The organism is Azonexus sp. R2A61 (genome assembly GCF_021401135.1).
Lineage (GTDB): Bacteria > Pseudomonadota > Gammaproteobacteria > Burkholderiales > Rhodocyclaceae > Azonexus.
This window is the reverse complement of record NZ_JACBFO010000004.1, coordinates 190,165-203,396: the sequence shown is the minus strand read 5'-3', so window position 1 is coordinate 203,396 and position 13,232 is coordinate 190,165. Positions and strand designations below refer to the sequence as shown.

Genomic DNA, 13,232 nt, shown 5'->3' with positions numbered 1-13,232 from the left:
AGTTTCGGGGTCGTTCCGAGAATACCACGGCGACCGCTGCCGATTGAAACCGAATGTGACAACAGGAAGCAATTTCGCCGATCTACGGCGATTTTCCTGGGATTTCCCCGGTCGACCGCAAGCCGGCGCGAGCGGCACAGCAAGTCTTGCAAAAGCCGTGATCTGACTATTTTTTAAGCGCCGCTTCGGGTAGAATTCGCCCCTTCCCCTTGCTTCGCCCAGCGCCCGTTCTCCATGGAATTTGCCGGTTTCTCCTTGCGCAACAACCTCTTCGTCGCACCGATGGCCGGGGTCACCGATCGCCCCTTCCGCCAGTTGTGCAAGAAGCTCGGCGCCGGGCTGGCCGTCTCCGAGATGGTCACCTCGAACTCGCTGCTCTACGGCAGCGCCAAGACGCTGCGCCGCGCCAACCACACCGGCGAAGTCGAACCGATCTCGGTCCAGATCGCCGGCGCCGACCCGCAGATGATGGCCGACGCGGCCCGTCACAACGTCGACAACGGCGCCCAGATCATCGACATCAACATGGGCTGCCCGGCCAAGAAGGTCTGCAACGTGATGGCCGGTTCGGCGCTGATGCAGGACGAAGCCCTGGTCGGCCGCATTCTCGACGCCGTCGTCGGTGCCGTGCCCGATACGCCGGTGACGCTGAAGTTCCGCACCGGCTGGAACCTAGCCAACCGCAACGCGCCGACCATCGCCCGCATCGCCGAGAGCGCCGGCGTGCGCGCCGTCGCCATCCACGGCCGGACCCGCTGCCAGCAGTACACCGGCGAGGCCGAGTACGACACCATCGCCATGGTCAAGACGCTGATCCGCATCCCGGTGATCGCCAACGGCGACATCACGACGCCGGAAAAAGCCAGGCACGTGCTCGACGTCACCGGTGCCGACGGCATCATGATCGGCCGCGCCGCCCAGGGCCGGCCGTGGCTGTTCCGCGAGATCGAACACTATTTGAAGACCGGCGAAAAAATGGCGCCGGCCCCGGTCGGCGAGATTCACGCGATCCTGCTCGCGCATCTCGAGGACCTCTACGATTTCTACGGCCTGGACACGGGGGTCAAGGTCGCAAGAAAGCACATCTCCTGGTACACCAAGGGCCTGGTCGGCTCGGCGGCGTTCCGCAAGATGATGAACACGCTGCCGACCGTCGAGGCGCAGCGGGATGCCGTTGACCAGTTCTTCCAGCAGTACGCGGCAGAACACGATCATCTGCAATACGAAGAAAACAACAACCGAGAGGAGGCGTTGGCAGCATGAGCCAACATGACTTGGGGCGGTGCGTGATCAACGCACTGGAGCAGTACTTCCGGGACCTCGACGGCGAAAAGCCGGCGGCGATCTACGACATGGTCCTGAAGAGCGTCGAAAAGCCGATGCTGGAACTGGTGCTGGCCAAGGCCGGCACCAACCAGACGCTGGCCGCGGAGATGCTCGGCATCAACCGCAACACGCTGCGCAAGAAACTCACCGAACATCAACTTCTGTAAATCGCCATGACCATCAAGCAAGCCCTGATTTCCGTCTCCGACAAGACGGGTGTACTCGAATTCGCCCAAGGCCTGGCCGCCCAGGGCGTCAAGCTGCTGTCCACCGGCGGCACCGCGAAAATGCTCCGTGACGCCGGGTTGACCGTGACCGAGATCGGCGACTACACCGGCTTCCCGGAAATGCTCGACGGCCGCGTCAAGACCCTGCACCCGAAGGTGCATGGCGGCATCCTCGCCCGTCGCGACCTGCCGGAGCACCTGGCGACCATCGAGGAACACGACATCCCGACCATCGACCTGGTCTGCGTGAACCTCTACCCCTTCGCCGCGACCATCGCCAAGGCTGGCGTGACGCTGGCCGACGCCATCGAGAACATCGACATCGGCGGCCCGGCGATGGTCCGCTCGTCGGCCAAGAACTACGCCGGCGTCGCCATCGTCACCGATCCGGCCGACTACCAGCCGCTGCTCGACGAAATGCAGGCCAACGCCGGCGCCCTGCAACTGGGCACCCGCTTCAACCTGGCCAAGAAGGCCTTCACCCACACCGCCCGCTACGACAGCATGATCGCCAACTGGCTGACCGGCCTCGACGATGGCGCAGAAGCCCAGCCGGAAGCCACCGCACCGGTGCCCTCGGTGTTCCCGGCCAAGCTGCAACTGGCCTTCGATCGCAGCGAAATCCTGCGCTACGGCGAGAACGCGCACCAGCAGGCCGCCTTCTACCGCGACACCGTCGCGCTGCCGGGCAGCATCGCCAATTACACCCAGCTGCAGGGCAAGGAACTGTCCTACAACAACATCGCCGACTCCGATGCCGCCTGGGAATGCGTCAAGGTCTTCGACGCCCCGGCCTGCGTCATCATCAAGCACGCCAACCCCTGCGGCGTGGCCATCGACGGCACGCTGCTCGGCGCCTACGAAAAGGCCTTCAAGACCGATTCGACCTCGGCCTTCGGCGGCATCATCGCCTTCAACGGCGAAGTCGGCCTCGATGTGGTCGAAGCCATGAATGCGCGCAAGCACTTCGTCGAAGTGCTGATCGCCCCGTCCTTCACCGCCGAAGCCAAGGCCGCGCTGGCTGGCAAGACCAACCTGCGCGTGCTGGTCGTGCCGCTCGGCCGCGATCTCAACAAGCTCGAACTGAAGCGCGTCGGCGGCGGCCTGCTGGTCCAGACGGCCGACGATTTCACGGCGCAGGCCAGTGGCCTCAAGGTCGTCACCAAGGTGCAGCCGACCGCCCAGCAGATCGAAGACCTGCTCTTCGCCGAGCGCGTTGCCAAGTTCGTCAAGTCCAACGCCATCGTCTTCTGCGGCGGCGGCATGACCCTGGGCGTCGGCGCCGGCCAGATGAGCCGCGTCGATTCGACCAAGATCGCCTGCATCAAGGCGCAGAACGCCGGCCTCGAACTCAAGGGTTCGGTGGTCGCCTCCGACGCCTTTTTCCCGTTCCGCGACGGCCTCGACGTGCTGGCCGAAGCCGGCGCCTGCGCCGTCATCCAGCCGGGCGGTTCGATGCGCGACGAGGAAGTCATCGCCGCCGCCGACGAGCACGGCATCGCGATGGTGTTCACCGGCGCCCGCCACTTCCGCCACTGATTTCGTGCCCGGCTGCGCCGTGACTTTGTCGACTTCGCCTCGCCGTGCAACAGCACTGTCTTCGGCTCGTCTTCGCGTCACGGCTTTGCCGCCCCCGAAATTGCCTCGGTTATAACAAGGAAAACCCCCATGAAACTCCTCGTCATCGGTTCCGGCGGTCGCGAACACGCCATGGCCTGGCGCCTGGCCAAGACGCCGGGCCTGCAGAAGGTTTACGTCGCGCCGGGCAACGCCGGCACGGCGCGCGAGCACGAGCTGGAAAACCTGAACATCACCGACCCGCAGGCGCTCGCCGACTTTGCCGAAGAAAACAAGATTCACCTGACGCTGGTCGGCCCTGAAGCGCCGCTGGCGGCGGGCGTCGTCGACATCTTCCGCGCCCGTGGCCTGAAGATCTTCGGCCCGACCAAGGCGGCGGCGCAACTTGAATCCTCGAAGGATTTCGCCAAGCGCTTCATGGCTCGCCACAATATCCCGACCGCGGAATTCGAGACTTTTTCCGAGTCGACCGCAGCCCACGCCTACATCGACCGCAAGGGTGCACCCATCGTCATCAAGGCTGACGGCCTGGCTGCCGGCAAAGGCGTCGTCGTCGCCATGAGCCTAGAAGAGGCGCACGCCGCGATCGACGACATGCTCTCCGGCAACAAGCTCGGCGACGCCGGCGCCCGCGTCGTCATCGAGGATTTCCTCGACGGCGAGGAAGCCAGCTTCATCGTCATGGTCGACGGCAAGAACGTCCTGCCGCTGGCCTCCAGCCAGGATCACAAGCGCATCTTCGACGGCGACCAGGGCCCGAACACCGGCGGCATGGGCGCCTATTCGCCGGCCCCGTGCGTGACGCCGGAAGTGCACGCCAGAGCGATGCGCGAGATCATCCTGCCGACGGTGCGCGGCATGCTGGCCGACGGCATCCCGTTCACCGGCTTCCTCTACGCCGGCCTGATGATCGGCAAGGACGGCTCGCTGAAGACCCTGGAGTTCAACTGCCGCATGGGCGATCCGGAAACCCAGCCGATCCTGATGCGCATGAAGTCGGACTTCGTCGATCTGCTCGAACACGGCATTGCCGGCACGCTCGACCAGGTTGAGGCCGAATGGGACCGCCGCGTCGCCCTGGGCGTCGTGCTGGCAGCCGCCAACTATCCCGATACGCCGCAAAAGGGCGACGCCATCCACGGCCTGCCCGCCGGCAACAGCTTCGGCGAAAGCGGCCACGTCTTCCATGCCGGCACGGCGGACAAGGACGGCCAGGTGATGACCAATGGCGGTCGTGTGCTGTGTGTCACGGCGCTCGGCGAGAACGTCAAGCTGGCCCAGAAGGCGGCCTACGAGGCGGCCGCCCAGATCGGCTGGGACGGCATGCAGTACCGCAAGGACATCGGCTACCGGGCAATCGGCCGCTAAACCGGCAACTTCGACCCCGGCACAACGGGCGGCTCATTCCAGCCAATGAGCCGCCCGTTTTCACACCACGGAGACAAAATGGACACCACCCGCCTCAAGGATTTCTTCACCGGCCTGCAGGCCGGTATCGTCGGCGAACTCGAAACCTTCGACGGCCAACCCTTCCGCACCGATTCGTGGACGCGGCCGGAAGGCGGCGGCGGAATTTCGCGGCTGATCGAGGAAGGCGACTTCTTCGAGCGTGGCGGCGTCAATTTCTCGCACGTCACCGGCCAGTCGCTGCCGGCCTCAGCCACCGCCGTGCGCCCGCAACTGGCCGGCCGCGCCTGGGAGGCGATGGGGGTGTCGCTGGTGCTGCACCCGCGCAATCCGTACTGCCCGACGGCCCACATGAACGTGCGCTGCTTCGTCGCCACGAAAGAAGGCGAACCGGATGTCTGGTGGTTCGGCGGCGGCATGGACATGACGCCCTATTACGGTCAACGCGACGATGTCGCGCATTTTCACCGGACCTGCCGCGACGCCCTTGCCCCCTTCGGCGACGACGTTTACCCGAAGTACAAGCAATGGTGCGACGAGTACTTCTTCCTCAAGCACCGCAACGAGCCGCGCGGCGTCGGCGGCGTCTTTTTCGACGACCTCAACGAAGGCGGCTTCGAACGCTGCTTCAGCCTGACCCAGGCCGTCGGCAAGGCGTTCACGGCGGCCTACCTGCCGGTACTGGCGCAGCGCCGCGACACGCCCTACGGCGAGCGCGAACGCGACTTCCAGGCCTACCGTCGCGGGCGTTACGTCGAGTTCAACCTGGTCTGGGACCGTGGCACGCTGTTCGGCCTGCAGTCGGGCGGCCGCACCGAATCGATCCTGATGTCGCTGCCGCCCATCGTCAAATGGCGCTACGACTGGCAACCGGAAACCGGCACCCCCGAGGCCGAACTCTACGAGGTCTTCCTGCAGCCGCAGGATTGGGCGTAAGCCTTACTTCAGCTTGCCCTTGACGACCCGGACGCGCACCGGGTCCTTGATCTCGAGCTTGCCGCCGCTGCCCTGCAGATTGCCGCAGGCGCAGGCGGCCTTGATGTGCGGCACCGAATTGACGATCACCGTACAGTCCAGGCATTCGTAGTAGATGTCGCCGCCCGTCGGCAGTGCGGCGGGATCGGGCGCAGGCTCGACGGGATAGAAGTTGTAGATCTTGCGCATGTCGATGTTCAGCATTCTTTCCCTCGTCCCTGCGTCGCTTGCTATCGGTCGCCGGCGGGCCCGACGCTGGCCCGGTAGTGGCGGTTGGCTTCGTCCGGCCGCTCGAGCTGGTCGAACAACCTGGCCAGTTCCAGATGCGCCGCCTGGGTCGGATCGACCGACAACGACGCCTCCAGGTAACTCTGCGCCTTGCCCCACAGCCGCTGGCGCAAACACATGCGTCCCAGCGCCAGCAACAGGCCGCCATCCTGCGGACGGGCCAGCAACCAGCCCTCGGCGCGGGCGATGCGCGACATCGGATCGGCACCGGCCAGCTGGCCGTACAGGCCGACCAGCGCATCGCGGGTATCCTCCGATACCTCGCGTTCAAGCGCCGATTCGATCAGCTTCTGCGCTTCCAGTTCGGCCCCCTGTTCGGTCAGGGCGCCGGCCGCGGCAAGGAAGATGCGCTCACCGCGCTCATCGGCCGGCAAGGCCCGCAGATAATCGATCAGCGCCCGCTCGTCGTCACGGCGCATGGCGATATTGGCCAGATGCGCCTTGGTCCGGATTTCGCGCACGGCTTCCGGCGGCAGCGCATCGCGTTTGGCCAGCTGGCGCACCAGCTTGAGGATACCGTTCGAATCGCCGATACCCTGGCGCGCCCGCAGCTCCAGCCGCAAGGCGGCAATATGGCGCCCCTGCTTGCCTTGCAGGCGTCCGAGCGCGACCAGCGCATCGTCGAAACGCCGCGCCTCGACCATCATTTCGGCTTCCAGCATCAGCGCCGCCGCTTCATTGCGCGAATCGGCCGCCTTGGCCCGCGCCAGCCACACTTCCTGGCGCTCGGGTTCGCCCAGACGCTGGGCGGCACGCGCCGCGATCAGCGCCGACAACTCCGGGGCGATGCCCGCTTCCCAGGCACCACTGGCCCGCTTCAGGGCTTGTCCGAAACGCCCCTCGAACAGCTGGCGGACGGCATCCTGGAAAATCTGGCCGGATTTTTCACGCAGACGGCGGGCACGATAGGCCTGCACGCGCGCCGGCAGGCCAAGCGTGACGAGCACCGCGCGCAGGAGCACATAGAACGCGATGAAAGCCAGGAACAAGGCGAGCAGCAACAGGTTGAGGGAAACTTCAAGCCGCCAGGGCGGCACGACGAACAGCACGTAGCCGTCGTTCATCTGGGCGCCGAGCGCAACCGCGACGGCCAGGCCGAACAGCGCGAGAATCCAGAACAGTCCTTTCACCGCTTTTCCTTGCGCTGACGCAGCGAGGCGAGCACCTGCCGGGTTTCTTTCAAATCCGGCACGTCGACCGCAATATCGGTGGCCAGCAATTCGCGCAAGGCGTCCCTGGCCGTCGCCACCCGCTTGTCGGTCAGCGTGAAATGCCGTTCCAGCCAGCCCTGTGCGACCTTCAGTTCGTTACGGAAGGTCGCCTGATCGCGGGCGAACAGGGCCAGGCGGGCATTCAGCAGACGCAGCTTCAGGTTGTCGCGCAGGAAGAATTCCTGGCCCGGCGCCAGCAACGGGGCCTCGGCGCTGTCGAAACGCTGGATGCGCACCAGATCGCGCACTTGCCGCCAGATGTCGTGCAATGCCTGTTGCCAGGCCGGTCGCGGCGCATCGTCGGCGGCCTCGGCCAAGCCGCCGGCGACCGGCCGCTGCAGCGAGGCGAGCGGCCACTCGTCGATACCGGAAACGACCTGCTCCAGACGCAGGCTGATACCGGCCGTGTCGACCAGCGGCACCCGCGTCAGACTGTCGATGTCATGGGCCAGCGCCTTGCGCAGCGGCAGCAGTTCGGCCCGTTCGATCCGCGCCAGCTGGGTGTCCGCGCTGCGCAGCGCCAGCAGCGCCACCGGCACGTTGCCGCTGAGCTGCAGCTGCTGTACCGCCAATGCGATCGCCTGCTCGACTTCGAGCATGGCGATGTCCTCGCGGCTGCGGTTCATTTCCTGGAACAGCGTACGCAGGGAATCACCCTGCCCTTCGAAATCTTCCAGCCGGGCTTCGAGCGCGCCCTGCCTGGCTTGCAGCGCATCGATCTGCTCGCGCAGCGATTTCTGTACGCCCACGGCCTCCTGGGCCTGGGCCGTCTGGCGCTGACCGTCGGTCTGCAACGCCTCGAAGCGGCGATCGGTGTCGTACCACTGCCAGGCGCCGAGGACGAGCGCCAGCACAGCGACCACGGGCCACGGCGACAGCGCGCGGCGGGTGGCCGGTAGCGATTCGGTTTCGGGAGGAGTGGGGGGCGGCGTATCGGTTGTCATGCGGACCAATTATAAGCAAGTAATCCATCGATCAGGCCCTGATCGGCGGGCGGCGTCAGGATCACCCGCGTCAGGCCGAGCGCCTGCGCCAGTTCGGCAATCCGCGCATGCGGCACGAACAGCGGAATGTCGCGCACGCGCGCAATGCCGAGACCGGCCACCAGGTGGCGCAAGGCTTCGCTGCTCGACAGCGTGATTCCATCAAGACGCGCCGCATCGGCCAGCACCGTGAAATCGCCGGGCGCCGAACGCCGGTAACAGGGAATCGCATCGACCACCGCGCCGCGTGCGCGCAGCGTCTCGGCCAGCAGTTCGCGTCCGCCATCGCCGCGGAAGAGCGCGACGCGACGTCCGGCGACCTGGGTCGGCGCCAGCCCGGGCAGATCGAGCAGGGCTTCGGAATCGAAACGTTCGCTGGGCGCCAGGCAATCGCCGACGCCATGGGCGGCCAGCGCCTTCACCGTCCCGGGGCCGACAGCCAGGGCCTGCAGCCCGCCGGGCCACGGACCGTGCCGCAAAATGGCCGGCAGCGCGTGGTCGACCGCATTCGGACTGACAAAAGCGGCGAAGTCATAATCGGCCAGCCGGGCAACGGCGGCGGCCAGCGGTGCCGGATCGTCGGCCGGCGCGATGTCGAGCAGCGGAAAGCAAAACGCCTCGCCGCCCGCCGCGGCGATCGCCGCCGCCAGCGGTCCGGCTTGCGCCTGCGGCCGGGTGACCGCAATGACCTTTCCGGCAAGCCGGCCGGTCATCGACGTTTCAGCGGCAGCCGGCCAGCCTGGCGAGGATGGCCTCCGCCCCCTGCGCCCGCAGCTGTTCGGCCAGTTGCAGACCGAGTGCCTCGTCATCGACCGGATTGCCGCGGACTTCACCGGCAACCATGTCCTTGCCATCGACCGATGCGACGAAACCGCGCAGCCAGAGCTGGCCGTTGTCGATGATCGCGTAGCCGCCCAGCGGCACCTGGCAGGAACCGCCGAGGGCCCGCGACAGGGCACGTTCGGCCTTGACGCAATGCGCCGTCCCGGGATCGTTGAGCGGGGCGACAACCGCCGCCATCGCCGCGTCGCCATCGACCAGTTCGATGCCGAGCGCGCCCTGGCCGGGCGCCGGCAGCGACTGTTCTGCGGTCAACACCGCTTTGATGCGATTTTCCAGACCGAGCCGGATCAGGCCGGCGGCGGCCAGGATGATCGCGTCGTACTCGCCGGCATCGAGCTTCTTCAGCCGGGTGTCGAGGTTGCCGCGCAGGCTCTTGATCGTCAGTTGCGGATACCTGGCGCGCAGGATCGCCTCGCGACGCAGGCTCGAGGTGCCGACGACGGCGCCGGCCGGCAGTTCGTCGAGACCGGCGTAGGTGTTCGAGACGAAGGCGTCGCGCGGGTTTTCGCGCGCCGAGATGGCTGCCAGCACGAAGCCCTCGGGCATCACCATCGGCACGTCCTTCATCGAATGCACCGCCAGGTGGGCGCGGCCCTCCTGCATCGCGACCTCGAGTTCCTTGATGAACAGGCCCTTGCCGCCGATCTCGGCGAGCGGACGGTCGAGAATCTGATCGCCCTTGGTGGTCATGCCGAGAATGACAACTTCCGAGCCGGGATTTAAACTCGATAAGCGATCTCTAACGTGCACCGCCTGCCACATGGCCAGGCGGGATTCGCGGGAGGCAATGACGATTTTCGAAGGAGCGGACATGAGGCGGTTTCTGGCAGTGCTGTGCGGGGTTGCGATTCTAGCATGCGCCCCCGCGACAACCCTGGCCGCGCCGCCGCTGGCCGAGGCGGCCGACCTGCGTGCCGAGGCGGCCCGGGCGGCGCGCGCCGGCGGGCCGCTGATCGTGATCTACAGCCGCGCCGACTGCAAGTATTGCCAGACGGTCAAGCGCGACTACCTGCAACCGCTGGCTGCCGACCCGCAACGCGGCAAACGCGTCGTCGTCCGCGAAATCCGCCAGGATGCGGCGCTGCCGCTGCGCGATTTCGCCGGGCGGCCGACCGATCACGCCAGCTTCACCGGCGCACGCGGCATCCGGCTGGTACCGGTGGTCGCCTTCTACGGACCGGACGGGCGGGAACTGGCCGAGCCACTCGTCGGCGCCGGCCTGCCGGACTTCTACCAGAGCTATCTCGACGACGCCATCGCCGACGCCTCGCGCCGGCTCGCCCGGCCCTAAAGCGCCAGGATTTCAGCCGAGCCCGGCACCCAGCCCCATCGGCGCATCGGCGAAGATGCGCGCATCCATCAGCCGCGGCGTGGTCGGCATCAGCGGCGCGAAGTCCATGCGCGCGAGGATGTCCCGCTGCAGGTCCACGCCGGGCGCGATCTCGGTCAGCGCCAGCCCGTCGGCGGTCAGCTCGAAGACGCAACGTTCGGTGATGTAGAGCACCGGCGTGCCGCGCTTGACCGCCTGCGGTCCGGAGAAGGTGCGGTGCTCGACCTGGTCGACGAACTTGACCGCCGAGCCGTCCTGCAAAATCTTCAGTTTTCCGCCGTCGACCGTGACATTCAGGCTGCCGGCGGTGAAGGTGCCGACGAAGACGACCTTGCGCGCCGATTGCGAGATGTTGATGAAACCGCCGGCGCCGGCCAGCCGCGGACCGAACTTGGAGACGTTGAGGTTGCCCTCGCGGTCGGCCTGGGCCAGCCCGAGGAAGGCGATGTCGAGGCCGCCGCCGTCGTAGAAGTCGAACTGGCTGGGCTGGTCGATGATCGCCTGGGTGTTGGTGGCGGCGCCGAAGTTGAGGCCGCCGGCCGGCACGCCGCCGATGACGCCGGGTTCGGCGGTGAGCGTCAGCCGATCGATGATGCCCTCCTCCGCGGCCACATCGGCCACCCCTTCCGGCATGCCGATGCCCAGATTGACCACCGCCCCGGAGGTCAGCTCCATCGCCGCCCGTCGGGCGATGATCTTGCGCTCGCTCATCGGCATCGGCTTGAGGGCCGACATCGGCACGCGGATTTCGCCGGAAAAGGCCGGGCTGTACTGCTCGGCGAAGGTCTGCGCGTGGTACTCGGGCTTCTCGGCGACCACCACGCAATCGACCAGGATGCCGGGAATCTTGACCTGCCGCGGGTTGAGCGTGCCGCGTTCGGCGATGCGCTCGACCTGGACGATGACGATGCCGCCGGAGTTCCTGGCCGCCATCGCGATCGCCTGCGCTTCCAGGGTCAGCGCTTCCTTTTCCATGGTCACGTTGCCGTCGGGATCGGCCGTCGTCCCGCGGATGATGCCGACGTGAATCGGAAACGCCTTGTAGAACAGATACTCCTCGCCGTCGATTTCCATCAACCGGACCAGGTCGACCGTGGTTTTTTCGTTCAGCTTGCCGCCGCCGAAGCGTGGATCGACAAAGGTGCCCAGGCCGATGCGCGAGATCGTGCCCGGCTTGCCGGCAGCGATGTCGCGGAACAGGTGAGCGATCACCCCCTGCGGCAGATTCCAGGCCTCGATCCGGTTATTCACCGCCAGCGCCTGCAGGCGCGGCACCAGCCCCCAGTGACCGCCGATCACGCGGTCAACCAGGCCGTCATGGCCAAAATGGTTGAGCCCGCGCTCCTTGCCGTCGCCCTGGCCGGCGGCGTAAACCAGCGTCAGGTTACGCCCGCCTTGCTGCCCGCCGGATTCGACGAACAGCGCTTCGAGCGCGACGGCGATGTTCTCGGGAAAGCCGATGCCGACGAAACCGCCGGTGGCGACGGTATTCCCCGGCGCGATGCGGGCAACCGCTTCGCGGGCGCTGACCACCTTGCCGGCCGCCGCTGTATTCGCGTTCATGAAAGTCTCCTCGTTAGGATCGCGCTCAGACGATGCCGGTCGCGTAGTAGGTGCCGATCACCACGAACACCGCCAGCGTCTTGATGCAGGTGATCGCGAAGATGTCCTTATACGACTGCCGGTGGGTCAGCCCGGTCACCGCCAGCAGCGTGATCACGGCGCCGTTGTGGGGCAGCGTGTCCATGCCGCCGGAGGCCATCGAGGCGACGCGGTGCAGCACTTCGAGGGGGATGCCGGCAGCCTGCGCGTTGGCGATGAAGGTATCGGCCATCGCCGCCAGCGCGATGCCCATGCCGCCGGACGCCGAACCGGTGATACCGGCGAGCGCGGTGACGGTGATCGCCTCGTTGACCAGCGGATTGGGGATCGCCGAGAGTGCGTTGGCGACGACCAGGAAGCCCGGCAGGGCGGCGATGACGGCGCCGAAGCCATACTCGGAGGCGGTGTTCATGGTCGCCAGCAGGGCGCCGCCGACGGCATTCTTGCTGCCCTCGGCGAACTTGGCGACGACGGTGCGCCAGGCGAAGACGAAGACCGTCGCGATACCGATCAGCAGCGCCCCCTCGACCGCCCAGATGGCGGCGACGGCCTTGGTCTGCTGCACGACCGGCGCGGCGTTGCCGATCACCGCCGGGACGAAGGACACCTTGTCACCGTAGAAGGCCGGGATCATCACCGTGAACACCTTGTTCATGACGCCGACCATGACCAGCGGCAGGATGGCGATCAGCGGATGGGCCAGCTTCTCGTTGGCGAACGGCTCCGGTTCGTTGCTGTGGCCTTCGCCGTAGCCTTCGCCGGCGGCGGCGGCACGGCGGCGGCACCATTCGAGGTAGGAGAGGCCGCAGACCAGGATGAACAGGCCGCCGATGATGCCGAGCCAGGGCGCGGCGTAGATGTCGGTCTTGAAGAAGGTGGTCGGGATGATGTTCTGGATCTGCGGCGTGCCCGGCAGCGAATCCATGGTGAAGGTGAACGCGCCGAGGGCGATGGTGCCCGGGATCAGCCGCTTGGGAATGCCGCCCTGGCGGAACATCTCGGCGGCGAACGGATAGACCGCGAAGACCACGACGAACAGCGACACACCGCCGTAGGTGAGCAAGCCGCAGACGACGACGATCGCCAGCATCGCCCGCTCGCGGCCGATCAGCTTGATCACCGCGGCGACGATGGACTTGGAGAAACCGGACATCTCGATGACCTTGCCGAAGATGGCGCCGAGCAGGAAGACCGGGAAGAAGTTTTTGACGAAGCCGACCATCTTGTCCATGAACAAGCCGGTGAACATCGGCGCGACCAGGGCCGGGTCGATCAGCAGCACGGCGCCGAGCGCCGCAATCGGTGCAAACAGGATGACGCTGTAGCCGCGATAGGCCACGAACATCAGGAAAGCCAGCGACGCCAGCACGATCAGAAAATCCACGGTTGTCTCCTCTTCTGGTTGATGCGGATCGTCAAGCGTTCGCACAGCCCGTGCCAGAACAACAAACCCTTGATTTCA

General features: G+C 66.5%; 13 protein-coding genes. 6 read left to right on the top strand and 7 right to left on the bottom strand.

Features of this window, described 5'->3' with window-relative positions:
• The first annotated feature begins 234 nt into the window (after positions 1 to 234).
• From dusB to hemF, 5 genes are all read left to right on the top strand, one after another.
• Complete coding sequence (gene dusB, locus L0962_RS14320; RefSeq protein WP_234087131.1) at positions 235 to 1,263, top strand: tRNA dihydrouridine synthase DusB; 1,029 nt, start codon at positions 235 to 237, stop codon at positions 1,261 to 1,263.
• Positions 1,260 to 1,493 (top strand): Fis family transcriptional regulator, encoded by a 234-nt coding sequence (locus L0962_RS14315; protein WP_028994262.1) that lies wholly within the window; start codon positions 1,260 to 1,262, stop codon positions 1,491 to 1,493. Before dusB ends, L0962_RS14315 begins: the two co-directional genes overlap by 4 nt.
• Before the next feature lie 6 nt (positions 1,494 to 1,499).
• The gene (gene purH, locus L0962_RS14310; protein WP_234087130.1) at positions 1,500 to 3,092 is read left to right on the top strand and encodes a bifunctional phosphoribosylaminoimidazolecarboxamide formyltransferase/IMP cyclohydrolase; all 1,593 of its coding nucleotides are present in this window, start codon (positions 1,500 to 1,502) and stop codon (positions 3,090 to 3,092) included.
• 129 nt (positions 3,093 to 3,221) lie between these two features.
• The gene (purD, locus tag L0962_RS14305) at positions 3,222 to 4,499 is read left to right on the top strand and encodes a phosphoribosylamine--glycine ligase (protein WP_234087129.1); all 1,278 of its coding nucleotides are present in this window, start codon (positions 3,222 to 3,224) and stop codon (positions 4,497 to 4,499) included.
• Positions 4,500 to 4,577: 78 nt separating this feature from the next.
• The gene (gene hemF / locus L0962_RS14300; RefSeq protein ID WP_234087128.1) at positions 4,578 to 5,474 is read left to right on the top strand and encodes an oxygen-dependent coproporphyrinogen oxidase; all 897 of its coding nucleotides are present in this window, start codon (positions 4,578 to 4,580) and stop codon (positions 5,472 to 5,474) included.
• 3 nt (positions 5,475 to 5,477) lie between these two features.
• Here the strand turns inward: hemF and L0962_RS14295 are convergent, their stop codons facing one another.
• The 5 genes from L0962_RS14295 to hemC are packed head-to-tail and all read right to left on the bottom strand — an operon-like array spanning position 5,478 to position 9,651.
• Positions 5,478 to 5,717, bottom strand: a complete 240-nt coding sequence (locus L0962_RS14295) for a hypothetical protein (RefSeq protein ID WP_234087127.1) — start codon at positions 5,715 to 5,717, stop codon at positions 5,478 to 5,480.
• A gap of 26 nt (positions 5,718 to 5,743) precedes the next feature.
• Positions 5,744 to 6,931 (bottom strand): heme biosynthesis HemY N-terminal domain-containing protein, encoded by a 1,188-nt coding sequence (locus tag L0962_RS14290; RefSeq protein ID WP_234087126.1) that lies wholly within the window; start codon positions 6,929 to 6,931, stop codon positions 5,744 to 5,746.
• Positions 6,928 to 7,956 (bottom strand): uroporphyrinogen-III C-methyltransferase, encoded by a 1,029-nt coding sequence (locus L0962_RS14285; RefSeq protein WP_234087125.1) that lies wholly within the window; start codon positions 7,954 to 7,956, stop codon positions 6,928 to 6,930. Before L0962_RS14285 ends, L0962_RS14290 begins: the two co-directional genes overlap by 4 nt.
• Entirely contained in the window at positions 7,953 to 8,708 is a 756-nt protein-coding gene (locus L0962_RS14280; RefSeq protein WP_234087124.1) for a uroporphyrinogen-III synthase, read from the bottom strand. The genes L0962_RS14285 and L0962_RS14280 overlap by 4 nt, the downstream gene beginning before the upstream one ends.
• A 7-nt stretch (positions 8,709 to 8,715) precedes the next feature.
• Positions 8,716 to 9,651, bottom strand: a complete 936-nt coding sequence (gene hemC / locus L0962_RS14275) for a hydroxymethylbilane synthase (RefSeq protein WP_234087123.1) — start codon at positions 9,649 to 9,651, stop codon at positions 8,716 to 8,718.
• Between hemC and L0962_RS14270 the strand changes: the two genes are divergently transcribed.
• Complete coding sequence (locus L0962_RS14270) at positions 9,650 to 10,129, top strand: thioredoxin family protein (protein ID WP_234087122.1); 480 nt, start codon at positions 9,650 to 9,652, stop codon at positions 10,127 to 10,129. The genes hemC and L0962_RS14270 overlap by 2 nt on opposite strands.
• A 12-nt stretch (positions 10,130 to 10,141) precedes the next feature.
• On the opposite strand, the gene L0962_RS14265 is transcribed toward L0962_RS14270, so the two are convergent.
• Together L0962_RS14265 and L0962_RS14260 are read right to left on the bottom strand one after the other, a co-directional pair.
• On the bottom strand, positions 10,142 to 11,731 hold the full coding sequence (locus L0962_RS14265) for an acyl CoA:acetate/3-ketoacid CoA transferase (RefSeq protein WP_234087121.1): 1,590 nt from the start codon (positions 11,729 to 11,731) through the stop codon (positions 10,142 to 10,144).
• Positions 11,732 to 11,756: 25 nt separating this feature from the next.
• On the bottom strand, positions 11,757 to 13,154 hold the full coding sequence (locus L0962_RS14260) for a GntP family permease (protein WP_234087120.1): 1,398 nt from the start codon (positions 13,152 to 13,154) through the stop codon (positions 11,757 to 11,759).
• Between the last annotated feature and the right edge of the window lie 78 nt (positions 13,155 to 13,232).